20 protein-coding genes are annotated in these 24,338 nt (G+C 40.4%); 1 reads left to right on the plus strand and 19 read right to left on the minus strand.

The features are described 5' to 3' along the window. Positions 1–274 precede the first annotated feature (274 nt). The 15 genes from ACQKIC_RS11915 to ACQKIC_RS11985 form a co-directional block, all read right to left on the minus strand. Positions 275–1,060 carry an enoyl-CoA hydratase/isomerase family protein gene (locus ACQKIC_RS11915; RefSeq protein WP_427591189.1) on the minus strand — a complete coding sequence of 262 codons (786 nt, stop codon included), beginning with the start codon at positions 1,058–1,060 and terminating at the stop codon, positions 275–277. 76 nt (positions 1,061–1,136) lie between these two features. After that, positions 1,137–2,495, minus strand: a complete 1,359-nt coding sequence (locus ACQKIC_RS11920; protein ID WP_402988346.1) for an FAD-dependent oxidoreductase — start codon at positions 2,493–2,495, stop codon at positions 1,137–1,139. Positions 2,496–2,528: 33 nt separating this feature from the next. After that, the gene (locus tag ACQKIC_RS11925; RefSeq protein WP_402868810.1) at positions 2,529–3,248 is read right to left on the minus strand and encodes an SDR family NAD(P)-dependent oxidoreductase; all 720 of its coding nucleotides are present in this window, start codon (positions 3,246–3,248) and stop codon (positions 2,529–2,531) included. Positions 3,249–3,268: 20 nt separating this feature from the next. Next, a complete protein-coding gene (locus ACQKIC_RS11930) occupies positions 3,269–4,000 on the minus strand; it encodes an ABC transporter ATP-binding protein (RefSeq protein ID WP_402868813.1) in 732 nt (243 codons plus the stop codon). Further along, entirely contained in the window at positions 3,990–5,852 is a 1,863-nt protein-coding gene (locus ACQKIC_RS11935) for a branched-chain amino acid ABC transporter ATP-binding protein/permease (protein ID WP_402988342.1), read from the minus strand. Before ACQKIC_RS11935 ends, ACQKIC_RS11930 begins: the two co-directional genes overlap by 11 nt. After that, positions 5,849–6,718: a branched-chain amino acid ABC transporter permease gene (locus ACQKIC_RS11940; RefSeq protein WP_402868818.1), complete on the minus strand. Its 870-nt coding sequence runs from the start codon at positions 6,716–6,718 to the stop codon at positions 5,849–5,851. The genes ACQKIC_RS11935 and ACQKIC_RS11940 overlap by 4 nt, the downstream gene beginning before the upstream one ends. 29 nt (positions 6,719–6,747) lie before the next feature. Continuing rightward, positions 6,748–7,920, minus strand: coding sequence for an ABC transporter substrate-binding protein (locus ACQKIC_RS11945; protein ID WP_402988812.1), 1,173 nt, complete (start codon positions 7,918–7,920; stop codon positions 6,748–6,750). Positions 7,921–8,092: 172 nt separating this feature from the next. Further along, positions 8,093–9,292, minus strand: coding sequence for an ABC transporter substrate-binding protein (locus ACQKIC_RS11950; protein ID WP_427591185.1), 1,200 nt, complete (start codon positions 9,290–9,292; stop codon positions 8,093–8,095). A gap of 175 nt (positions 9,293–9,467) precedes the next feature. Then, positions 9,468–10,067 (minus strand): TetR/AcrR family transcriptional regulator, encoded by a 600-nt coding sequence (locus ACQKIC_RS11955; protein ID WP_402868821.1) that lies wholly within the window; start codon positions 10,065–10,067, stop codon positions 9,468–9,470. Between the two features lie 243 nt (positions 10,068–10,310). Beyond that, a complete protein-coding gene (locus tag ACQKIC_RS11960) occupies positions 10,311–11,111 on the minus strand; it encodes an SDR family oxidoreductase (RefSeq protein ID WP_402868823.1) in 801 nt (266 codons plus the stop codon). A gap of 85 nt (positions 11,112–11,196) precedes the next feature. Further along, positions 11,197–11,958, minus strand: a complete 762-nt coding sequence (locus ACQKIC_RS11965) for an SDR family NAD(P)-dependent oxidoreductase (protein WP_402956949.1) — start codon at positions 11,956–11,958, stop codon at positions 11,197–11,199. A 104-nt stretch (positions 11,959–12,062) separates the two neighbouring features. Further along, positions 12,063–13,136: a phosphotransferase family protein gene (locus ACQKIC_RS11970; protein ID WP_402868826.1), complete on the minus strand. Its 1,074-nt coding sequence runs from the start codon at positions 13,134–13,136 to the stop codon at positions 12,063–12,065. A 90-nt stretch (positions 13,137–13,226) separates the two neighbouring features. Then, positions 13,227–14,465, minus strand: coding sequence for an acyl-CoA dehydrogenase family protein (locus tag ACQKIC_RS11975; RefSeq protein WP_402868828.1), 1,239 nt, complete (start codon positions 14,463–14,465; stop codon positions 13,227–13,229). A 90-nt stretch (positions 14,466–14,555) separates the two neighbouring features. Further along, positions 14,556–16,490 (minus strand): FAD-dependent oxidoreductase, encoded by a 1,935-nt coding sequence (locus tag ACQKIC_RS11980; protein WP_427591183.1) that lies wholly within the window; start codon positions 16,488–16,490, stop codon positions 14,556–14,558. Between the two features lie 262 nt (positions 16,491–16,752). Then, positions 16,753–17,520, minus strand: coding sequence for an SDR family NAD(P)-dependent oxidoreductase (locus ACQKIC_RS11985; protein WP_402868832.1), 768 nt, complete (start codon positions 17,518–17,520; stop codon positions 16,753–16,755). 152 nt (positions 17,521–17,672) lie between these two features. Here ACQKIC_RS11985 and ACQKIC_RS11990 point away from each other — a divergent pair, with 152 nt between their 5' ends. After that, on the plus strand, positions 17,673–18,416 hold the full coding sequence (locus tag ACQKIC_RS11990; protein WP_402868834.1) for an SDR family NAD(P)-dependent oxidoreductase: 744 nt from the start codon (positions 17,673–17,675) through the stop codon (positions 18,414–18,416). A 682-nt stretch (positions 18,417–19,098) separates the two neighbouring features. On the opposite strand, the gene ACQKIC_RS11995 is transcribed toward ACQKIC_RS11990, so the two are convergent. The 4 genes from ACQKIC_RS11995 to ACQKIC_RS12010 all read right to left on the minus strand — a co-directional run bounded on the left by ACQKIC_RS11995 (position 19,099) and on the right by ACQKIC_RS12010 (position 24,290). Then, positions 19,099–20,649 (minus strand): flotillin family protein, encoded by a 1,551-nt coding sequence (locus tag ACQKIC_RS11995; protein ID WP_402988316.1) that lies wholly within the window; start codon positions 20,647–20,649, stop codon positions 19,099–19,101. A gap of 23 nt (positions 20,650–20,672) precedes the next feature. Next, the gene (locus tag ACQKIC_RS12000; protein ID WP_427591181.1) at positions 20,673–21,191 is read right to left on the minus strand and encodes a hypothetical protein; all 519 of its coding nucleotides are present in this window, start codon (positions 21,189–21,191) and stop codon (positions 20,673–20,675) included. Positions 21,192–21,656: 465 nt separating this feature from the next. Continuing rightward, a complete protein-coding gene (locus ACQKIC_RS12005) occupies positions 21,657–22,694 on the minus strand; it encodes an aldose epimerase family protein (RefSeq protein WP_427591179.1) in 1,038 nt (345 codons plus the stop codon). A 201-nt stretch (positions 22,695–22,895) separates the two neighbouring features. Next, positions 22,896–24,290 (minus strand): sugar porter family MFS transporter, encoded by a 1,395-nt coding sequence (locus tag ACQKIC_RS12010; RefSeq protein WP_402868842.1) that lies wholly within the window; start codon positions 24,288–24,290, stop codon positions 22,896–22,898. Between the last annotated feature and the right edge of the window lie 48 nt (positions 24,291–24,338).

Here is a 24,338-nt window from a genome sequence, read left to right on the forward strand (position 1 = left end):
CCGATGGCATCCGCCATTTCGTTCAACATCTCCCAGTTGATGCAATTCTTTTTCTCTGGACGATTCAACCAAAGTGTCGCCACGTTATTTTCCTTTTGATATTGAATGAATTTATACATGATATCACTCTCCATTTTTATATTATTCAAATATTTTAGAAAACTAATTCTACTATACTTGAAGGCAGGCATTCTCTTTTTTACTTTCTTTTAAAGTTAAAACCATAGAGGTAAGGGCCAAGAAGTGATATTTTTTCAAAAGAAATTTACTAGTTTTATACTCCTGTCCATGCAGGTTTACGTTTGTTCAGGAATGCTTGAACTCCTTCTTTTGCATCCTCACTTTGATGCACAACATTACAAGCAAGATGTTCCAGCACCATCAATGTATCGGTATCCGCATCTAAACCGCGGTTTGCTGACATTTTCGTAATCCACATAACGAATGGGCTTTTGTCAGTTAAATCACCTAAGAAGTTTTCTACCACTTGATCTAGTTCTTCTTTAGGAGCGGATGCGTTCGCAAGTCCCCATTCGGCACATTGAACACCGCTTAGCAATTTCCCTGTTAACATTAATTCTTTCGCTCTTCTCATGCCAACATATCTTGGTAGGCGATAGATGGGACCTGCCCCGCCAAATAATGCTCGGCGAATGTGAAAGTCACCGATTTTGGCATCATCAGCCGCTATCATAAAGTCACAGGAAATCAGTAATTCAAAACCTCCTGCAACGGCATAACCCTCGACGACTGCAATGGTTGGTTTCTTCATATTAAATAATCGGTCATAAGTTTTTGCGGAGAAGGTTGCGATGTTCATGGAAGAAACAGTTGTTTTCAGAAAGTCAGCATCCAACATATCTAAGTCTGCCCCTGCACAGAATGTGCCCCCGCGTCCTCGTACGACTAGAGCTAATATCTCATCATCATTTTCTGCCTCCCCGATGGCATCCGCCATTTCGTTCAACATCTCCCAGTTGATGCAATTCTTTTTCTCTGGACGATTCAACCAAAGTGTCGCCACGTTATTTTCCTTTTGATATTCAATAAACTTATACATATTGCACTCTCCTCTATATAAATTTTTTTACTAACTATACAACTATAGAAGTCTATTAAAAGCTTATGAATTTCTTTTACACATTACTTACTTTTGGTACAATCCATCCTGCTGTCTTTACAGCTTGCAAGGCAAATCCGAGGGCCATTGCCAACCCACCGCCATACCCACGTTTATAAACATTTCCAGTATCCGCTCCAGCAACGAGAAGTCCTGGAATCGGCTTCCCTTCTGAATTCAGTGCTCTAGCCTGATCGTCAATTCGAAGACCAGCATGAGTAAATGTAATGGCTGGTTCCACAACAAGTGTATAATAGGGTGCCTTGTCCAACGGCCGAAGATCATAAGCACGTGAAGGGTTGATTTTTTCAGGGGATGAAACAACTTTTTCATTGTATTCTTTGATGCTTTGCACAACTGTCTTCCCATCAAATCCCCATTGAGCAGCAATGTCACTTAATTCTGTAATCTCCTTTACCTTTATCCCAAGTGCCCCATGTTGAAGAGCCACCTGCAACCTATCCTCCGCTTCAACGCCATGGACAAATGACTTTAAGACATGTTCCTGTTGGATATGTTCGTCCCAGACAAGCAATCCACGTGCATTTGGCTGAAACACCAACTCATTTGAACTGCGGAAATCCCCTTGACTCTCGTCGGTAAACCGGACTCCTTCCTCATTAAATAGGAGCGAATAGTCACTATGATATTGGGAGAGTCGGGTAAATAGTGATGGGTTATTAAGACAGGCTGGTGAACTTATCAAATGTCCATAAAAACCTGGGTTCTCACCAGCCCATGTTGATCCTGCCTGAAGTCCTAAGCGGATTCCATCACCAGTACTGTTAGGATTAGACCTCAGGGCAATACCTGCCGCGTTTGGGTGGATTTTTTCTGCCCTGAGAGCAGGATTTGCCTGAAAACCACCTGTAGCTATTAGAGTCCATTCTGCTTTTACCTCAATTAATTCGTTATCATCGAGAATCCGTGCTCCCTCTACCCTCCCTTCAGGACTTAAAATTAGCTCTTCAACAAATGCACCTAAGATAATTTGACCACCCGCCTTCCGAATCATTTTTGTACAATCCTGAAGATGCCCAGTTACATTCAACGCATAACCGAGTCCATGAAGAACAGGTGTCGGTCCCGACTGAAACATTCCGCGGCTGCGCATCCATTCTGTTCCTTCTGGAAAATTTTCCAACACAACACGAGCCAAATGTGGGTCTCCATCATCCCATCCTCTAAGTACCCGTTCATCAGGAACTGTCCAAAGGAATCCTGCATGTTGTCCAGAACCACCAATCTCTGACGCTTTTTCTACCACTAATACTTTTGCGCCTGCATCTGCCGCACGGCCGGCTGCAGAAAGTCCTGCCATGCCTGCTCCGATGACAATCAGATCATATTCAAGAAACATTTGTTCATCTGTCAAATTCACTAACCCCTTTCCTCTGTTTCTAGCGCATTACCAGCGGAACCCAGCAGTTAATCCCCCATCTAACGGAATGATGGTTCCTGTTGCGATTTCCCAACGCATTAAATCCACGACTGCCTGGGCAATGTCATTAGGCTTGCCACTTTTCCCAATTGGAACGTAGTCCCTTACATAATCTTGAGCATTCTCAACAGTCATGGAAGTGTTAACAAAACCTGGACAAATCGCAATCACTCTGATCCCTGCTGGCGCAAGATCCATTGCTGCCGCTTTTGTTAAAGCAATAAGCCCCCCTTTTGAAGCACAATAACTTGCTCGATTATTTAAGCCCATTAAACCCGCAATAGAAGCAATATTAATAATTAAACCCCCGCGACCAGCAGCTTTCCATGCATTTCCGACTTCCCTAGTGAGATAAAATGGAGCCGTTAGGTTCACCCTCATCGTGGTTTCCCATTCCTCATCGGTAGCATCTAAAACGGTAGTTGGCCAGCGGACACCAGCATTATTCACTAGTAGTTCGATTTGAGATGAATCTAACTCACTTACCATTTGTTTAATAAATTGAGGATCTCCGATATCCCCTACTTTTTTAATTAAAGCATTCCTTGTGACCTTCTCATCAAGAAGATCCAAGCCTACTTTATCCACATCTGCGGCAACTACAGTGTACCCCTCTTCTATTAGCCGGATAGCTATCCCGTTCCCCATTCCCCGGGCAGCACCGGTAACAATAGCAATTTTTGTCACACTCCCACCCCCATTTGATGTTACTTTGTTCCAAAGTATCCCTCTTGTAAGACCTCACTTGCAGCTGTCATAGTGACAGAACCATGATATCGAATACTTCCACCTTCAAGTACAACCATGTTTTTTGCATTCCGCAGTGCATAGGTAGCCATCTGCTCAATGACGATTACCGTCAATGCCCGTTTATTTAGCTCAGAGATAATTTCATATATTCTCTCAATCATTTTAGGTGCCAATCCCAAAGATGGCTCATCCAAAATAATGGTATCGGGTCGGGCCATTATTGCCCGGGCAACCGCAACCATCTGTTGCTCGCCACCACTTAAAAGTCCAGTAGGTTTATTTAGATGGCGTTTCAGTTCTGGCAGAAACTCTAGTATATCCTCATAGCTTCTCATCATCTCGACTTTGGATTGACCGGAGCCATAGGCTCCAATAAGCAAGTTTTCTTTCACTGTCATCGAATTAAATAATCGGCGTCCTTCAGGAACCAGAACAACTCCAAGTCCGATGAATCCATCACCTGATTGTTTACCCTTATGTTGTTTCACAGTGACCGAACCAGACGTTGGGCGAAGCATTCCACCTAAGATGAGAGCAAGTGTAGATTTACCTGCACCATTTGGCCCTAGGATAGCTGTAAAACTACCCCTTTCAATTTCTAGGGAAATATCTTGAAGAGCAAGTACTCCGTCATACCGGTGTGTTACATTTTCAAGGCACAATTCCTTTGCTACTATATTAGTGATCATCGGTTAAGTCCTCCTTACCATCTTGTAGTACAGAACCAAGATAAGCTTCCAGCACTTTTGGATTGTTTTTAATTTCATCAGGGGTTCCTGTTGCAAGTACACTTCCAAAGTCCAGTACCACCATCTGATCGGCAATACTCAGTACCTCCTGTACCACATGGTCAATAATTAAAATCGAGACTCCAGCTTGTTTCATAACTTGTAGGATTAACCGTACCTCCTTGCGTTCATCTGCATCTAGTCCTGAAAATGGTTCATCCATCACAATGATTTGTGCACCAGTAGCCAAAGCTCGAACAATATCGGTAACCTTTTGGACACCAAAAGGTACCTCCGCTGGATAGGAATTTGCATATGGCCGTAATCGAAGCTGATCAATTAACTTTTCAGCAATCTTAAGTGGTTCTTTATTATTTCCTTTGCCATTTAGTACTTTATGGCTTTGTTGGGCTGCTAGAATAATATTTTCTTCGATAGTGAGTTCTGTAAATAGTTCAGCATGTTGAAAGGTACGGCCAAATCCATGCTGTACTCGCTGGTAAGGCGCTAACTGTGCTAAATTGATTTTTCCAAAGCGCAGGCCTTCAAAACTTGAAGGTTTAACATACCCACTCAAAACATTTAACAGAGTAGTTTTCCCTGCACCATTTGGGCCAATCAGACCTACTACACTCCCAGCTGGAACATCGAGACTAACATGATTTAGAGCACGAACACCTCCAAAAGATACGCTAAGATCTGAAACCGTCAAATTGGATGTTGCTGGGTTTAAGAATCCTTCCACTAATGAATGAAGATGTTCACTTTCGTGAAATTCTATTAGAGCATTTTCCGAAGTAGCAGCAACAAGTTCTTCTTTTTTCACAATCATCTTACTTCTCTTTTTTAGGCGTTTTAAAATACCTGGTACAATTCCTTCCGGCAAAAATAACAATACAAGAATGGTTGCAAAGCCAAATACATACCCAGAAATCCCCTGTACCTCTCGAGCTACTTCAGGTACTAGTACCAGGAACATTGCACCTAACATAGCACCGCCAATACTTCCCACCCCTCCAACTACTGTACAGAGCATAAGGTTTGTAGCAATCGCTATTGTAAAGGCTTCGGGACTGATATACATTGTGGAGTAAGCAAGAGACACTCCAGCTACAGAAGTAATGGCACCACTTAACCCAAAAGCTAACGCGTTTTCAAGAGAAGGTTTTAATCCAATCGACATGGATGCCATTCGCTGACTTTTTACAGCTAACCAACGGCGTCCAAGTGTTCCTTTAGTAATAATGGTAACTAGCAGGAAAACCAAGGTGAACAATACGGTCGTTAACACTACGTAATTATTAGCACTAATCGGATCCTCAGAAAATAACAAGCGAGCAGGACCAACCGTGATACCCTGATCCCCACCGGTTACTGAGTGCCATCGTCCGATTACCTCATTTGATACCAACCCAAGTGCCAAAGTTAAAATGGCCATGTAAAGGATGGAAAATCGTCCCGCGCTGAGACCAATTATCAACCCTATTATTAGCGTAATCACAAAACTAATCAGAATAATTAATTCAACCGAGAAACCACGTACACTCAAATTTGCTGCTAGGTAAGCACCGATCGCTAAAAATGCCGTATGTCCAATGGACCAAATCCCAGAGTAACTCGCCAACATACTGATTGAAATAGTCCCAATAGCATATATGAGTGTAAGGTTGATCACGTAGCTAACATAAGAACCCACTAGACCCGCCGGCCCAAGAATAACTATTAAAGCTATCCCCACAATAACAATCAAACTAAGCTGAGTGTTTTTTTGTTTTCTATTTTGCCCTAGAGCGGAGATGTTATGGCTGTTCATACCCTAGCTCCCCCCTTAGCCCCCAGTATACCGCTCGGTCGAATAAATAGAATGGCGACGATTACGGCAAATACCATCGTGTCCCGAAAACTTGCTGAAACATAACTTCCAGCTAAATTATCCATAATCCCAATCATCATACCGCCAGCTGCTGCACCCATCATATTGTTCAGGCCACCCAAGAAAACTCCTGCAAAGGCCCGGAAAAGAACCATTGCCATCAAGGTAACACTAACGGAAGTCTCAGCGGCCATAATGAAAGCTGTTAACCCAGCTAAGCCACATCCTAAAAACCATGCAAGACTTGCTACTCGACTACTTTTTATGCCTACCATTTTGGCAGCAAAGTGATCTTCAGCAGAAGCCCTCATTGCTAATCCTATACGCGTCCAGTTAAATAAGGTTGCAACGAGCAACATAGCAACTATTGCTAGACCAGTAGCCAATAGTTTTTGATAAGTAATTGCCACTCCTAAAAACGTAAAGCTACCATCTATAATTGGAGGGATTGCCCGGGGGGTAAACCCCCAAACAGTCCCAATTAACGCCTGAAGTACTAACCCAAACCCCATTGTTATGACCAATGCTGAAAACATGCTGCCGGGCCCAAGCGGGCGGATGATAAATCGTTCTACCCCGATTCCAATCATGCCAGCTACGATGAATGTAACAGGCAGTGCCAATATTACAGGAACTCCCAACGCCATCACGGATAAAGCAACGTAAACTCCAATAGTTGCTATATCTCCAATTGCAAAGTTTACAACATCTGTTGCCCTAAAAATGATAACGATTGAAAGGCCAAGTAGTGCATAAAGAGATCCACTTACCAGTCCTGAAAAAATTACGGAGAGTAAATCATGCATCGTATTTCTTCACCCCTTTTCTAGTTTATCTACCAATCTGTCGCCGGATCTATAAAGCCCCCTACCGTTTTCCATTCTCCATTTTCAACCTTAACAGGTTGAATTTCTTTAACACCCAAATGATTGTCAGATGTAAAGGATACTGGAGGAAGAATATTTGTCTCATAATTTTCAATAGATTCCAAAGCACTAATTAACTTTTCACGTGTCGGTGCTCCATCAATCTTTTTCAGAGCCTCAACAAAGATTTTTGACTCAGCCCACGTAAATAGAGATTGGAAATCTGGTGTTGTATCAGGATCATGCTTTTTCAGAACCTCTCTATACTCCTTAACAGCAGGTGAATTAGTTGTAGGCGGCACAGTCCAAGACATAGCATGAAGTCCCTCTACGGCTCCTCCTCCTAACTCCAATGTATCTAGTGAAGCATTAGGTGAATATGTGTATAATGGAACTTCGAAATTTTTGTTATCCAACGCCTTTGCCAACGCAATTAATTCCTCAATCGGTTGAATCATAACAATAGCATCAGGTTTCCGGTTAATAACTTCGAGGGCAATTGGAGCATAGTCTGCCGTACCATATTTTACCGGCAATAGATCTACCGATAAACTCGATTCGACGGTTTTTACACCTGGTTCCACATTATTAGCCACTATTTCGTATACCGCCGGATCGTTATGAATAACAAGAATATTCTTAGCTCCTTCCTTAGCAGCCCATCTTCCAAGAGCACGAGCTTGATCTTCGTATGGAATCATCACCCCATAAAGATTTTCACGGGATGGATCATACCAGTTTTCTAGTCCTCCATAGACATTTAACAAAGGTACCTTTTTTTCATCTAATACGAATGAGAAAGTTGCTTCTGTTTGTGCAGTTCCAAAAGGAGCTACAATAGCGAAGACCTCGTCTCGTTCAATTAGTTTCCGGGCAGCAGCAACCGTTTGCTGTGGGTCCCGGCCACTATCTTCTGTGATGTATTCAATCTTCCTTCCGTTTACTCCTCCATCTTCATTGATCATTTCAAAATAAGCCTCAATCCCTTGGCGCTGGGTACTACCATAAACAGCTGCAGGTCCTGTCATCGGCAACCATGCCCCAATTTTGATGGATTCTTCTGTTATACCTAGTGTCTTCTCCGCATTTCCACCGCTACACCCAGCTATAAATAATAGCAGCATCGCAATCCCTAATAGCACCTTTTTCAATCGCCATACCCCCAATATTTTTAATAATGTAAATATTCAGAAATTATCTCCCAAAAGATATCTGTTATTTTCGGATAAAAGGTTGGAGGCTGGCTGTTCAGAATCTTTCGGTTGATCGCTAAAGGTCAAAATCACTTTGTTGCCATTTTCAAAGGACTATCCTTTACCATTCCTTATCAGGATCAATGAAATCCCCTACAGTATTCCATTCTCCATTTTCCACCATGACTGGCTGTAATTCTTTTACACCCATATGGTCACCTTCTGAGAAGGTTACTGGAGGAATAATACCGTTTTCAAAATTCTCCATCGATTTTAGTGACTGAACAAAAGATTCACGTGTAAGAGGCCCATCTACCTGGTTTATTGCCTCTACAAAGACTTTAGCGACTCCCCACATATATAGGGATTGAAAATCAGGATGTGCAGACGGTTCGTACTTTTTCAAAGCTTCCCTATATTCTTCCACCTCTGGAGTGTCGATGGTTGGCGGCACCGTATAAGACATCGCCCTTAGTCCTTCAATTGCTTTGCCACCAAGTTCTAACGTATCATTTGATACATTAGGTGCGTAGGTGTAAATAGGAAGATCCAGATTCTGTCGATTCAATGCCTTTGAAAAAGCAATGAGTTCCTCTACCGCTAAAATAGCGACAACAGCATCGGGCTTTTTGTTTGCTATCTCGAGTCCAATCGGAGCGTAGTCAGAAGTCCCAAACTTTACCGGGAGCAGATTAACAGATGCTTCCTTGGAAATTGTATTGACTCCTGGCTCAACAGCTTTAGCTACATTAATAAACGCTGCGGGGTCACTGTGAACGACAACGATATTCTTCGCCCCTTCCTTAGCTGCCCAGTGGCCTAAAGCTTGTGCCTGGTTTTCATATACCACCTGAACCCCAAAAAGATTTGGTTTAACAGGATTCCACCAATCGTTCGCTCCACCCTGTCCCGGCAGGAAAGGTACTTTCGCCTGATCTAGCAAATAGGGAAATGTTGCCGCGCTCTGTGCCGTGCCGTTGGAGCCCACGACTGCAAAAACTTTATCCCGCTCCACAAGTTTACGAGCGGCAGCCACAGTTTTCTGTGGGTCGAAAGCATTATCTTCCACTATCCACTCAATCTTCTTTCCATTTACACCACCATTATCATTGATCATCTCGAAGTAAGCGTTCATCCCAGTTTGCTGAAGTATTCCATGTGCAGCAACACCACCTGTAAGAGGGAGCCAAGCACCAATTTTGATAGAAGTATCCGTGACCCCTGTTGCTTTTTCTCCTTGAGATGTAGTTACATCCGTTCCATTACTACAAGCAGCTAACAAAGAAGTGATTATAATTAAACCTAAGGCTAGTCTTTTCAAATCCCATTCAACTCCTTTTGAAGAGCGTCCATTCTAATTAACATTGAGATACTCAGAATTATAAGCATGGCCCCTTATAGGAAGCGCTTACATTAACTATTTAGCTCATAAATCCGCTATACAAATAATATAAGAGGATTTATGATAGTCTATTAAAAAAGTACCTTATCTTTATTTACTTAGAAATTCCAAATTTTACAAATTCCATAAGCTCATCTAATAATTTGTCGTCAACTTCTTTTCCATCCCACAAAACCCATTTCATACCAATATAATTCATAATGCCCATAAAAGAATAGACAATTATTTCTGGGTTTAGTTTTCGAATATCCCCTATTTCCATTGATTCCTCAATCCGCTTGATATAAGGTTCAGCGAAAACCTCCATTATTTTCCGATGAAGCTCTTTATCGACAAATTCAGCTTGTGGAAATAAGCTATACCAGTAGGGTCTTTCTTTTAAAAAATCTAACATTGCCTTAAAACCTTCTCTTTCCATCTCAATCCTATTGTCTATCCCTGCTGTTTTTTTTCGTAGGACTTTTGTTAACTCACTTTGCATTTCCCAAAGTAGTGATTCAAATATTTGGTACTTAGATTCAAAATAAGTATAAAAATTACCTAATGAAACTCCTGCCCTTTGGGTAATCTCTGTTACACTGCTCTCGTGATATCCATTTTTCCCAAAAACATATTCTGCCGATCGTAAAAGCTTATTTCTAGTTTGAATTCCTCTGTTAGTTTTTGGAATAAGGTTCTGATTCTCTTGGGGCATTGCAATTCCTCCTTAGTACATATAAAGTGAATCATGTTTCAATTATCATTATAACCGATTGTTTTGGTCAAGCTAATACTGTTAGAGGAATTTATCAGTATTATATTTCCTTGTATGTTTTATTTTAGTGAAAACTGATTCAGTATTTAAATTAACTTTATAATAATTTCACATTTTTGTCAATATTTTGAAAATTTAAATTATATACATCCGATAATTCTCAGATTCCCCCATCCACACCGATTAATTTTTACGGGAATATTGACTTGCACCTTGGCCACCATCAATTGGAATCGTAACACCATTAATGAACGCTGCTTCTCCAGAAAGGAGGAATGCAACAAGGAGTGCCACTTCTTTCGGCCTCCCTAACCGTTTAGCTGGAATTCCATCTGCATGTTGAGCAGCTGCAACTTCCCAATTTTCCGGATTAATATTTTTAAAATTATTGATCAACATATTCGTTGCAATTGGACCTGGTGCTATTCCATTGACACTAATGCCGAATTCAGCATATTCGATTGCAGCTGCTTTTGTTAGACCTACCACTCCATGTTTTGATGCTACGTACCCTGGCTTATGGTAAAGTCCCCGAAGGCCTGCAACCGACGCAGTATTCACCACAAATCCTTCTTTCTGCTTTTTCATCACAGCAAGAACATGCTTTAGACCATAGAACACGCCAGATAAGTTAATATCAATTAGCTTGGAAAACAGATCGCTATCATACTCCTCGAATGGCGCACTTGTGTCGACAATCCCTGCATTATTAAAGAAACCATCAATTCTCTCAAAACGACGAATAGTATGATCAACGTATTTCTTCACTAACTCTTCATCGGAAACATCTGCTGTTAAAAGGAGTACCGGGGATTGCTGCGTCTTTTCGGTAATGAGGCTTCTTGTTTCCTCAAGTGCCTCGATGTTTTTGTCAACAAGGGAAAGCATAGCCCCTTCAGATGCTAAATGAATGGCTGTTGCACGGCCTAAGCCAGACCCTGCACCCGTAATTAACACTACCTTTTTTTCAAAACGTTTATACATCTTAGCCTTCCTTTCTAATTTCTTAAACAGAAGAATATTCTGTTGGTCAAAAGACCTTCTTATTCATAAAAGAGTGAACTAGTCACTACTCAGAGGTTACCCCTCCATCAATACTTATCGTTTGACCTGTCATGAAGTTGGAAGCATTGGATGCTAGGAATACTGACATCATGGCAATATCTGAGGGCTGACCTAGCCTTCTAAGTGGAATCAAATTCAGCATCTTCTTTAAGAGTCTTTCATCTGCTATTTCTCCTGTATTGATATCCGTACTGATGAGCCCTGGTGCAATTCCGTTTACTAATATTCCATGACGAGCCCATTCTGAAGCAAGCGACTTTGTCAACTGAATGACCGCCGCCTTGCTGGCCCCATACGGAGCAATCCGTTTAAAAGTTTTGATTCCCCCAATGGAAGATATATTAATGATTTTCCCGCTCCCTTGTTCTATCATGATTTTTGCTGCTTCCTGACAGGCAAAGAACAAGCCCTTAATATTAATATTAAACATCGCATCCCAATCTTCGCTTGTAACTTCAATGGAAGGTTTGGTAATACTGATACCTGCGTTATTTACTAATATATCTAGCCTTCCAAATGTATCCGCTACCATTTGGAACATATTTTGAATTTCGTCTAAATTCGCTATATCGCAGCCAATGGCCAGTGCTTGCCCTCCCTCCCGGATCACATCTTCTGCCACTTCGTTACAATGTTGAATGTTTCGGCTCGCAATGACAACGATTGCCCCTTGGTTTGAAAACGCTTTCACTATTTGCTTTCCAATCCCCCTACTCCCTCCTGTAATAAGGGCCACTTTTTCATTCAAATCAAAGAGAGAGTCCAATCTCTTTACCTCCTTAAAAAATAGCAGTTTTCCCTTTTTGATAAAACTCTTATGGGATTGCCACCACTGAGATGGATGTGACTATCTATCCAGCAATGTACTTATTAAAATTTCTTTGTCTCGATAATTTCATTGGCATATTGCATCAAACTATATATAGACTGATCCAATGTTGCAAACCGTTTGTCCTTTGTCTGGCCAAGAGACCATCTATAATAAATTTGCTGCATCACAACCGCAATTTTAAAATAAGTAAACGCCATATAGAAATGCAGTGGAGGGATATCTTGCCCGGTCTTTAAAGAGTATCGGTGTATATATTCATCGCGAGTAATAAATCCAGGTGAGGTCGTCAAGGATGGTAAACTCTGTTTAACAGATTCCCAATCATTCGTTTGGGTCCAATAACCCAAGGCGGCAGCTAAGTCGAATAAAGGATCAGCAATCGCAGCCAATTCCCAATCAAAAACTCCAACTACTTCCCCGACATTTTGTTTGGAGAACATCATATTATTTAGTTTATAATCATTGTGAATAACTGTTGCTCCTAGTGAATGAGGAATGTTCTCAGTGAACCATTTTCCTATTTTATCAAAATAGGGTATATCATGCGTTTTACTTCGCTCAAACCGAGTTAACCAATTGTTAACTTGTCTCTCAACAAAGCCTTCAGGGCGTCCAAAGTTTTCTAATCCTATAGCCTTGTAATCGATTTGGTGAAGCTGTGCCAGCGTATCAACCGCCGCATAGGAAATTTGTTTGGATTTTTCGTCTGTAGCTGTAAAATCTGTCGGGAATTTCGCATCGAATACATAACCCTCTTTCCGTTCCATAATATAAAATGGGACTCCTATTATCGACTCTTCTTCACATAAAAGGTAGGTTTTTGGTACATAAGGGAAAGCTGGATATAATTTCTCTAATAAAGAGAACTCCCGTTTCATGTCGTGTGCTTTAGGAGGAAGAGGTCCTAAAGGGGGACGCCGCATAACAACTTCTGCCTCCCCACATCGAATTAAATAAGTTAAATTGGAATACCCGGCTGAAAATTGAGTCACTTCAAGCGGTTCATTTGGCCACCAATTTAAATGTTTAAGCATATAGGAGTGAAAAGCTTCCCGATTAAAATCTTCCCCTTCACGAACGACTGATATCACATCGCTTTCATGGGATTTCATCTTATTACCGCCTTTCCGCCAATTCACTAGTTTATTTCCATTACTTGAAAACGTTTATGATAGGTGCACCTTACGACTTTATTAATCATTCTAATGATTTAAAGTATACTTAGTCTCTTTTTGATTAAACTGTTTTAATTCTTGTTTTGCCACAGCTTCCCTGTGTACCTCATTGGGTCCATCCGCCAGTCGAACAATACGTGCATATGCCCAGTTTCTAGCAAGAGAAAAGTCTTGGCTAACTCCGCCTCCTCCGTGAACCTGAATGGCTCGGTCGATTATTTTCGTTGTCACTTCTGGTGCAATGATCTTTATCATCGCTATTTCTTTCTTCGCTTCTTTATTCCCTAATTTATCCATCATATATGCTGTTTTTAGAGTTAGTAGACGTGCTTGGTCAAGTTCAATCCTTGAATCCGCTATCCATTGCCGGATAACCCCTTTATCGGAGATAGCGCTTCCAAAAGCGACCCGAGTTTGTGCTCTCTCAATCATTGATTCCAATGCTCTTTCTGCCAAACCAATTAGGCGCATACAATGGTGAATTCGACCAGGCCCAAGTCTTCCCTGAGCAATCGCAAAACCTTTTCCTTCTCCCAATATCATATTTGAAGCAGGTACCCTTACATTTTCAAATAATACTTCTCCATGCCCATGAGGTGCATCGTCGTATCCATACACGTTGAGGCTTCGAAGAACTTTTACTCCTGGAGTATCAATCGGGACCAAAATCATGGATTGTTGCTCATAGGTTGGGGCATTGGGGTTGGATTTCCCCATAAAAATAAGAATTTTACAGCGTGGATCCGGGGCGCCCGATGTCCACCATTTGCGCCCATTAATAACGTAATGGTCTCCATCTCTTTCAATACTTGATTCAACGTTTCTCGCATCAGAAGAGGCCACTGCAGGTTCTGTCATCGCAAAGGCAGATCTGATTTTCCCCTCCAATAAAGGAATCAGCCAATCCTTTTTCTGTTGCTCCGTACCGTATCGTACCAACACTTCCATATTCCCTGTGTCAGGTGCACTACAATTAAAAGCTTCCGGACCAATGAAGGGAGAGCGGCCCATTATTTCACATAAAGGAGCAAACTCCGAATTAGTTAGTCCTGCTCCGTACTCACTTTCTGGAAGAAATAGATTCCATAGGCCCTTTTCCTTTGCTTTAATTTTCATTTCCTCAATGATTGGAGGGATTTCCCACCTCGATGTGCCTTCATTTAACTGTTGCTCATATACGGTCTCATTTGGATAAACATATTGTTCCATAAACTCCGTTACCTGATGTTGCAGATCCTTTACTTTATCCGAGAACTCGAAATTCATCCTAATACATCTCCCTTATTATTAAGATATTTACCTCCTAAACTGCCTTTCTTTCCTGTTAAATTGATACATTTATTAACTTTTTATCAATTAAATCTTACGGGCAATTCGATGACCCTCTAATATTGCATGACTTATCCGCCGAGGTGAGATGGCATCGCCAACTAAGTGAGCCGGAATAGCTACATCCCTAAGTTGCTTGGCAAGAGTGTTTTCTTGACGTCTTCCCGCATCTATGACAAGTAAGTTTGATTCTATGAGTGTTTCTTCCCCACTTAAAACATTACGAACTTTAATATTATTTCCATTAGCTTCTGCGATTTGGTGTAAAATCATAAATTGTACCCCAGCTGTACTCAGTCGATTAAGAAGCAGTTGAATGCTTTCATGCGGAATGCTTGCTCCAATTGTTCGTGACGGTGTCACATATATCACCTTATAACCCTTCGCAGCAAGACATCCTGCCGTACTTAATGATGGCCAAAATCCTGTCCCATCATCTACGACAACCGCAGTTTCACCTACGCCTTTTGACAAATCGTCAGACTTTAGCACATCATAAACCGTCAATACCTTACCTTTAATAGAATCATGAACCTTAGGTTGTTCTGGCACCGCTCCAGTTGCGAGGATAACCGTATCAAAACTGTTTAAGTCATTAACATCTACGGCTTGATTTAAATTTACAGTAACCTCAAGTCTTCGAACCTCTGATTCTAAGTAATGAATGACGTCGATCAGCTCCCGGCGGTTTGGTTCCCTTGCTGCTATTCTCACCTGTCCGCCTAAGGTCGCTTCTTTTTCAAATAGTTCGACTGAATGCCCTCGTAAAGCTGCTACCCTTGCTGCTTCTAAACCCGCTGGCCCTCCTCCGACAACGGCAACCTTTTTTATGTTATTGCTCTTAGGTATTATTCTATCTAACTCATTTTCGCGGCCTGTAGTCGGATTAACAGCACAATATAAAAACGGATCAAATGATCGGCAATCCTGGTTACAGCCGATACAAGGAATAATTTCATAACTGCGACCTGTTTCTGCTTTGAGTGGCCACTCTGGATCGGCAATGAGGGCTCGGGTAATCCCGACTAAATCTGCTGCTCCTTCTGCCAAAATCTTCTCTGCCATATTTGGGTCTTTAATACGTTGACTAACAAGAATGGGTATATTAGTAGCTGAGCGAATTTCCCTTGCTGCGTCTACCGTGACTCCTTGAGGAATGGTCAAATCCTTTACATATCCTCCTCTAATCCCCTTCGTAATGTTCAAATAATCGACAGGACTAATTCCAGACAGCACTTTGACAATTTGAAGTGTGTCAGCTAACTGCATGCCGCCGCTTACCTCTTCCTCCGCACTCAACCGAACACCTATAACAAAATCACTTCCCGTTTCCTTGCGAATGGCTTCCAGTAATTGAAGTAAGAACCGCATTCTTCCTTTTAGGGAGCCGCCATATTCGTCATTACGTTTATTGGTTCCAGATGAAAGAAATTGAGCGACCAAATAGCCATGCGCAGCATGAATTTCAACCCCGTCATACCCAGCCTTTTTTAAATTTAATGCCGATAGTACAAAGGCATCGATGATCTCGTTAATTTCTATATGTGTTAGCTCAATCGGCCGGTAAAGAGCACGAGGTGATTGAATGGCAGATGGTGCTCTTAAAGGATAATCGGATTCTCCTCCAATCATCTCTCTGCCTAAGTGAACCAATTGACCAATCACCTTAGCTCCGTTGGCATGAATCGCCTCAGCCCTGCGTCGAAACATCGGAACAGTTTCTTCCAAATATGCCTCATTTAGCATTCGTCTCCGAAGTCGAGAACTTGGATGAACAATGGTTCCTCCCGTAATTAGGAGTCCTGCACCGCCTCGTGCTCGTTCCTCCCAATACTTGATGTCCTCTTCCATCGGAACACCGTCTGTAATCATTGCTGTACCATGAGCAGTCCCAACAATTCTATTCCTCAAGGTAATACGTCCAAGAGTAAAAGGAGAAAATAAATGTTGGTGCTTCGTCATCGTTTAACATCCTCTCAAAAAATTAGGAATTCAAAAAACGAGTGCCTTAAAAATAATAATTTACCAATACATGAATCACCTTTCAACATCAATTGTAATAGACCGACTTTTGATTAGTCAATATATTTAGAATATTTTTACAAATAAATATTATATCTTGAGGCTTCCTGTTGAAGTATTCCTTGACTCGGCTACATTTCTTAAACATGAAACATTATAACGTTCTAAATACTTTTACCCTTCTAATTTCAAACGACTGTTTTTACTGGTCTAACATCCCGCCATCAACGGTATATAATGATCCTGTTACGAAAGATGATTCCTCCGATAAAAGAAAATTCATTACAGCTGCTACTTCTTCTGGTTCCCCATACCTTCCTAAAGGTGTGGCCATCTCATTAAACGTTTTTTGTTTCCTTACATTACCGGAACTCTCCTCAATCCTCCTCATCATCTGTGTATTTATCGTACCAGGACATACAGCGTTTACTCGAATTCCATATGGTGCTGATTCTTTAGCCACGGAGCGCGTTAACCCTATAACTGCATGCTTAGACATATTATACGCTGAACTTCCAGGTACCCCCATTAGACCTGCAAGTGAAGAAGTATTGAGGATTGCACCTGATTCCTGTTTTTTCATTACGGGAATGACATATTGTAGTCCAAGAAATACCCCTCTTACATTTACTTTATATACTAAATCTAAATCCTCTACTGCTAGGTTTTCAATTACCCCTCTTGGTCCTTCAATCCCAGCATTATTTGCAAAGTAGTCTATCCTTCCAAATTTCTCAACTGTTTTTTGAACAAACATTTTAACATCTTGTTCTCTAGATACATCTGCTTTTACAACTAGAACGTTTGCTTTCTCTAATCCAGTCTCAAACACAATTTCTTGAAGCATTTCTTCTGCCAAGTCCACAAGCACTAAATTTAATTCTCGTTTTGCCAGCCGTTTGATTAAAGCCTTTCCAATTCCTCCAGCAGCACCTGTAACAATGGCTGTAGTTGAATAATTATGAACCATATCAACTTCCCCCTCTTTAAAAGATTCTTTCTACTGACTAACTTAGAATATTAAAAACTATAAATCAAGTAAAATTAGAATCTTTTTAATTTTCTGTTATTTTTTTTGACGTTATGATACTTTTAATATAACAAATATTAGGAGATGGTAGTATGGGGAAACTGGACAAAAAAGTAGCTATCGTAACGGGGGGAGCTTCAGGAATTGGACTTGCAACTGTAAAAGCATTGATAGAACAAGGGGTCACAGTAGTAATCTCTGATTTAAATGAGCCCCCGGGAGTATTTGCCGAACAAGAGTTGAAAAAGAATGGAGCAGAAGTTCTATTTATAAAGGTTAATGTTGCTGAAGAAAAATCCGTTGAAAATCTAGTAACAGAAACGGTAAATAGATATGGAAAAGTCGATATCTTAATAAATAATGCTGGGATTGGCGGGTTAAATCCAACGCATACACTCACTTTTGAGCAATATAATAAAATTATATCAGTGAACCAACACGGTGTATTTTTTGCGGCAAAACATGTCATTCGTGAAATGCTAAAAACTGGGGGTGGTTGCATAGTAAATACTGCTTCTATCTTAAGTACTGTCGGCCTTCCTGAAACGTTTGCTTACACAGCTAGTAAAGGAGCAGTATTAAATTTAACCAAGACTCTTGCACTCGAATACGCTGATAAAAATATTAGGGTCAATGCCATAAGTCCCGGTTTCCTCGAGTCCGGAACCGTAAATAGGGAAGCTAATAATCTTTCCTATAAGGAGCTTATCGCTAAACACCCGATTGGAAGACTTGGAAAACCGGAGGAAATTGCTCATGCCATTATTTTCTTATGTGAAAATGATTTTGTAACAGGAACTTCGCTAATCGTTGATGGAGGCTATACTGCGAGATAATGATTTTAACAATTACTTGGGTAATTGTATAAAGGGGCTCTTCTAGAGCTCCCAAAAATCACTCAAGCAAGTGCATTAATCTCATTTCCCCTTACTATTTCAAAAACACAAGGAATAGTATACTAATATTTTTTCACTATAATAGCTCATGCTCCCATACAAACCACTCCCAATATATATATTCATACTTTCATCCCTTAAACCTTCCACAAAAAATTAGTGTTATTTTAAAAATTCTGCTGGTACTTCCTGTTTCTCCGTTTCACAATTTTCACAAATAAATCTTGATTCGTACCTATCACAAAGGACCTATTAAGGGGGTTACCATTTTATTTTCAAAAAAAGTAATTCAAGGAGAAAATCATCCATGATTTCCTTCGTATGAATGGTGATCTGATTATAAATTGGTTATGTCATTCAAACTTCTCCATGTATTTTTTGGAATAGATAAAGCACCTCCTTTAATCATCGTACCCAGGAGGTGCTACTATTTAACATTTAAATGGAACCCTTATTTTACTACATATTAAATGGCTAACTCTAATACTGTGTATACCAGGAATTTACCATCAAATAGTAGGATGAACCAATAAATTTTAGTTTAAATTCAAATTTTTCTTTACATTGAAATTTCACAATTATCCCCACCGAGTGTTTCCTATCCTTTTCTGCTTACCCTATTTTATAAAATAGTCTTCTCCAATTCTTCTTTCCCTGCACCGATCGTCGCATTCATGTCTACATTTTCTTGATTCACCGTGGGCGGGTATATATTTCGCTTACCTGAAAAGTTATCCAGTAAGTCTTTCACATCAATGCCTGAAGATTCCTTTAAGGACTCTTGTAGTGTGGACATGAGGTTCGTCGCGTAAGAGGTCACTTTGTTAGCACCCCCATTTACACCATTCCCACCCGTATCCACTACCGTTATTTTATCAATGTTACCCAGTGGAGAAGCTATTTGTTTTGCATACTCCGGGAGCATTTTCAGGATCATATCCATCACGGCCGCTTGACCAAACTGTTCAAATGCTTCAGCAATCTTCTGTTTTGCTTCGGCCTCTGCCACCCCTTTTAAACGGATGATATCGGCATCTGTTGTCCCCTGGGCCCTTTGTGCATCGGCTTTGGCAAGTCCATCCAACCGGATACGTTCCGCTTCCGCTTTTGCCATTGCTTCAATTTTGTACTTATCTGCATCAGCTTCAGTTATTTGTTTCATCTTATTTGCCGAAGCCGCTTGCTCCACCGAATAACGGTCAGCATCCGCTTTTTTCTTCACTTCGGAATCATATTGCTTTTCTCGGCGAAGAATTTCTTTTTCTTCAAGCTCAATTTGCTTTTGCCGTTCAATAATCCTGATTTGCATTTCGTGTTCCATTACATCTTGCTTTGAACGGGCTGTTTCAAGATCATATGCTTGGTCTGCACGTGCTTTAGCAATGTCCTGCTCCCGGCGAAACTCTGCAACCTTTAACTTATTGATTTTTTCGGCTTCCGCTATTTCCGTTGCCCTCTCAAGTTCAGCACGTTGGGCCTCTTTTGAAGCTTCCGCCCGTTTAATCCTGGTTTCTTTTTCAGCATCAGCCGTTGCAATATCCGCATCCCTTTTTACTTGGGCAATTCTTGGCTTCCCTAGTGAATCAAGATAACCGTTTTTATCACGCACATCTTTTATTGTAAAAGACACAATGATTAGCCCCATTTTTGCTAAATCTTGAGAAGCGACCCGCTGAACTTCCTGTGAAAATTTTTCACGATTTTTATAGATTTCTTCAACGGTCATGGAGCCAAGGATAGATCTTAAATGTCCTTCTAGCACTTCACGGGCTTCCTGCTCACGATCGTCCTTGGTCTTTCCTAGAAATTGTTCAGCAGCCGTGGCTATGTCCGTTATGGAACTACCGATTTTAATGATGGATACACCATCTGCCATAACTGGTACACCTTGTTCCGTATATACTTCAGGCGTAGAAACCTCCAGTTTACTCGATAGCAGGCTTAACGGTTCTGCTTGCTGGAAAACCGGAAGGACAAAGGCTCCTCCACCCCGGACAATTTTTATTTTATTTCCTGATTCATCGGCATGTACGTTTTTATTCCCCAAATAACTTCCAGTAATAATTAATGCTTCATCAGGACCAGCCGTACGGTACTTCGTAACAAAGACAGCAATAAGTGCAATAAGTAAAAAAGCAACAATAGCAATAACGATCCATATTAAACTTGTCATAAATATTCCCTCCTCAACCCTCTTTAATTATAATGGGGCATGACATAGACAACCCCATTTTTCACCTCAATGATCAAGACTTTAGTTTCTGAAGCGATTTGTTCATTTTTGAAACTCGCTGCAGTCTTTGAAATACTGCCGCTATTACTCTGTATTAACACTTCGCCAAACCCGTCTACCGGAACTGTCGTTAAAACCAGTCCCACCCTTCCCCTCAAATCATGATCATGAAAGGTTAAGCTTGACTCCGCCCTTGAAACGGGAATCAAAACAAACACATTCAATAATGTGACGATTGTTAATGCCAGTAAAAAAGAGAGGCTTACAATCACACCGGCATGGAGATCTGTAACTGATTCAAACAGAAAGCCACTTGCGAAAAAAATCGTCAAAAAACTAAAAATCAAAGTAGGATTAAAAATATCCGGAAGTTCTAATCCAGAATATACATCATTAAACAAAATGATTAAAAATGTCAGTCCTCCAGATAAAATTAATCCATATAGATAGACGGTTTCTAGTGGTACTCCATACAACTCCATATTTTCATCCCTTACATAAGGTTTTCTTCCCCACAAAAAATGAGCATCATTTAATTTAGCCGCTACCTCCTCTTTCTTTTCATTTGATACCATTTAGATATTAGGGTTTAAACCCATATTATACTTTAATTACCATTAATACGAATGAAAGCAGGAAAGGTTTCACATTTATAATAAATACCCCTTAATTCGGACCTACTACAATTGCCCAATTTCGATAGGAATATAAAGTGTTCGCCATTTCTTTCGATATTCATTTAGAGGATTAACTATAGAAATAATGTTCGGGGAAATTGTTGTATTTTGTCGTGGCGTAAATAAAGCACCTCCTATGATTAATCGTCTTCAGGAGGTGCTACGTGTTTAATATTCTCTTGTGAACTTTATTATTTTTACCTCTATATGCTCAATTGCCCTAAGTCCCGACTGCTGGACCGGATCCTCACGTATGGTAGAAACTTCAACTTAACGGGGGCTAACCTCGATTTTGAACTTTGTTTGGGACGTATAACTTTCGCCTGCCAAAAGCAGAATATCTCCAAAACCTTCAAATTCCTCCGCTCCTGGAGCAGCTTGGGTTTCAAACGTTATTCCACCATGTTGACTTAATTTTTCTCCATGCATCAGTGGAACACCTTTCACAAAGTTTGCCGTGTAAATGACAACTGCAGGTTCATCTGTGTATACCTCGACTGTTATTTTCCCGTCAGGACTAATTAATTTGGCTGCAATTTGATGAATTCCTGAAGAGGTAAGGAAAAATGGATGATCGATTCCTTGAACCTTTTCAACCTCTGCGTCAATAGCTTCAAAGGTTGAACGTAATTCCTTTGGCGTACGAAAGTCATAAGGAGTGCCAATCGTGCTTCGCTTTTCCCCAGTTACCGTGGTATCTTCATTTACTGGCGCAAACTCTTCAGAAAAGATTTGTAAGAAATGATTATCGATTGGATTGCTAGGGTGCCCTGTTAAGTTAAAATAGACGTGATTGGTCGGATTAAAAATTGTGTCTTTATCACTTTTTGCTTGATAGTTCACTGACCAAGTATTTAAGTTATCCAATGTATACGTCACACTTACTTTCAAATTCCCCGGAAAGCCATTTTCTCCATCAGGTGAGTGAGTTGAAAAAATGATTGACGCACTTTCATCATTCTCCTTCACTTCATAATCCCATATTTTTTCATCGAACCCGGGATTGCCACCGTGTAATGTATTCCCCAATTGATTTACAGATGTTTTGTACCGGGATTCACCAATTGAAAATTCACCATTTCTTATTCTTCCAGCCACTCTACCTATTGTAGCTCCATAATATGTTTCTTTTTGGTAATCTTCAATCGTGTCAAATCCCAATACGATATTATGGAGACCTGATTCCGTTGGAACAAAAAGATTGACGATTCTTGCTCCAAAGTTTGTAACTTCCATTCTTACTCCATAATCATTTTCCATAGTAAAAAGCAATATATTATTTCCAAATGAGCTATGTGATACTTTCATTATTTCGGCTCCTACCCTATTAAATTCTTTTTTAATTAAAAGCTAAAACACCATATCTTTTTTTATAGTAAAAAGACAAAAGCCCGAAGTATTCACTTCGGCCTTAAGTTAGGAATCATAAGAGTTTATGATGTGCCTGTAGAATATAATAACCCGATTACCCTACCTGATTTAACCGGCTCGAAATCTCATAGTTGTAATTTAAGCACTTTCTCCCTTGGCTGGTTTTATTGATCCATTTTTTTCAATTTCCTCTAAAGAATGACCTCGAGTTTCAGGAACACATGTCCGGATAAATAGAACACCAAGCAAACATATAACACCGAATATTGCAAAAACGGCTTCTTGAGAAATCGTTGCTGTCATGATAGGGAATAGCAATCCAACCAAGAAAGATCCAATCCAGTTAAATGATGAAGCTAACCCGGATGCACGCCCGCGAATCGCCAGTGGGAAAATTTCTCCAACGATAACCCATGTTAAAGGCGCCCACGTGAATGAATATAGCGCAACATAAATACTTAAAAAAACAACCATCATCATCGGATTTGCATCAGGAATTAATACATTCAATATTGCGGGCAAAATAAAGGATAGCCCCATAATAGTTCCGCCTATCGTTAATAAAGTACGGCGATTGAATTTATCAGCAATCATTAAGAATAATAATGAACCTAATACAAGTATAACCCCTTGAATAATTGGCCACATCAATACTGAGCTGGCTTCATGCCCTGTTGCTTTTTCTACAATCATAGGAATATAATAAAAAATTGCGTTTGCTCCCTGGAATTGTTGAAACGCAGCTACCCCGACCCCAGCAATTACTAGATAACGGTATTTACTGCTTAAAAGGGTTCCCCATGACGCTTTTTGATTTACTTTCGTTTCCTCTTTGGCAGTGTCTTGAATTTGTTTTATTTCAGAATCAATTTGTTCTTTGTTAGAGCGAATATAGCTCAACACTTTACGTGCTTCATTAATCTTATTATTCTTAATCAAAAAGCGTGGTGATTCCGGTAACCTTAACACCCCGATAAACAAAATCAAAGCAGGTACGGCAGCCAAACTTAGCATCAAACGCCATGCCATGGTACCTGGTAAGTCTTTCAATAGATAAGCAATAATGTACGAAAGTAACATTCCGGAAACAATCATTGTTTGATTAATTCCGGACAACCGTCCACGTAAACGGGCAGGTGCCATTTCAGACATATAGGCTGGGACTAACGCAGAGGCAGCACCAACAGCTATCCCTAATAAAATACGAGCAACAATCATAAATAGAATCCCTTTATGAGGGGATACACCTGCTAAAATAGACCCAAAAGCAAAAATGATAGAAGATATTAGTATCATTTTGCGCCGTCCTAAACGATCTGAAAGTTGTCCAGCCAGGGCACCACCAAAAATAGCTCCAAACATCAAGGAAGAGGTGATCCAACCTACAGCACTAGGGTTATTTTGAAGATTCCAATCATGTTGCAAAAAAGGCAAAGCACCCGTCATAACGCCGATATCATAACCGAAGAGAATGCCTCCAAATGCCCCAAAAAAATAAATGAATCCACTTGAGATTTTCTTTTCATTAACCATTAATGTTTCCTCCCAAAGGTTATAAAATTACATTCAAAAAATCCCTAT

This window comes from Peribacillus sp. NPDC046944 (assembly GCF_050272735.1).
Lineage (GTDB): Bacteria > Bacillota > Bacilli > Bacillales > DSM-1321 > Peribacillus.

Bases quoted from the DNA above. Each gene is read 5' to 3' on its own strand.
- ACQKIC_RS11930 (WP_402868813.1), bottom strand. From the start codon at position 4,000: ATGATCACTAATATAGTAGCAAAGGAATTGTGCCTTGAAAATGTAACA.
- ACQKIC_RS11935 (WP_402988342.1), bottom strand. From the start codon at position 5,852: ATGAACAGCCATAACATCTCCGCTCTAGGGCAAAATAGAAAACAAAAA.
- ACQKIC_RS11975 (WP_402868828.1), bottom strand. From the start codon at position 14,465: ATGAATTTCGAGTTCTCGGATAAAGTAAAGGATCTGCAACATCAGGTA.
- ACQKIC_RS12005 (WP_427591179.1), bottom strand. From the start codon at position 22,694: ATGAAAGTATCACATAGCTCATTTGGAAATAATATATTGCTTTTTACT.
- ACQKIC_RS11980 (WP_427591183.1), bottom strand. From the start codon at position 16,490: ATGACGAAGCACCAACATTTATTTTCTCCTTTTACTCTTGGACGTATT.
- ACQKIC_RS11995 (WP_402988316.1), bottom strand. From the start codon at position 20,649: ATGACAAGTTTAATATGGATCGTTATTGCTATTGTTGCTTTTTTACTT.
- ACQKIC_RS11990 (WP_402868834.1), top strand. From the start codon at position 17,673: ATGGGGAAACTGGACAAAAAAGTAGCTATCGTAACGGGGGGAGCTTCA.
- ACQKIC_RS11985 (WP_402868832.1), bottom strand. From the start codon at position 17,520: ATGGTTCATAATTATTCAACTACAGCCATTGTTACAGGTGCTGCTGGA.
- ACQKIC_RS11970 (WP_402868826.1), bottom strand. From the start codon at position 13,136: ATGAAATCCCATGAAAGCGATGTGATATCAGTCGTTCGTGAAGGGGAA.
- ACQKIC_RS11955 (WP_402868821.1), bottom strand. From the start codon at position 10,067: ATGCCCCAAGAGAATCAGAACCTTATTCCAAAAACTAACAGAGGAATT.
- ACQKIC_RS11915 (WP_427591189.1), bottom strand. From the start codon at position 1,060: ATGTATAAGTTTATTGAATATCAAAAGGAAAATAACGTGGCGACACTT.
- ACQKIC_RS12000 (WP_427591181.1), bottom strand. From the start codon at position 21,191: ATGGAGTTGTATGGAGTACCACTAGAAACCGTCTATCTATATGGATTA.
- ACQKIC_RS12010 (WP_402868842.1), bottom strand. From the start codon at position 24,290: ATGGTTAATGAAAAGAAAATCTCAAGTGGATTCATTTATTTTTTTGGG.
- ACQKIC_RS11940 (WP_402868818.1), bottom strand. From the start codon at position 6,718: ATGCATGATTTACTCTCCGTAATTTTTTCAGGACTGGTAAGTGGATCT.
- ACQKIC_RS11960 (WP_402868823.1), bottom strand. From the start codon at position 11,111: ATGTATAAACGTTTTGAAAAAAAGGTAGTGTTAATTACGGGTGCAGGG.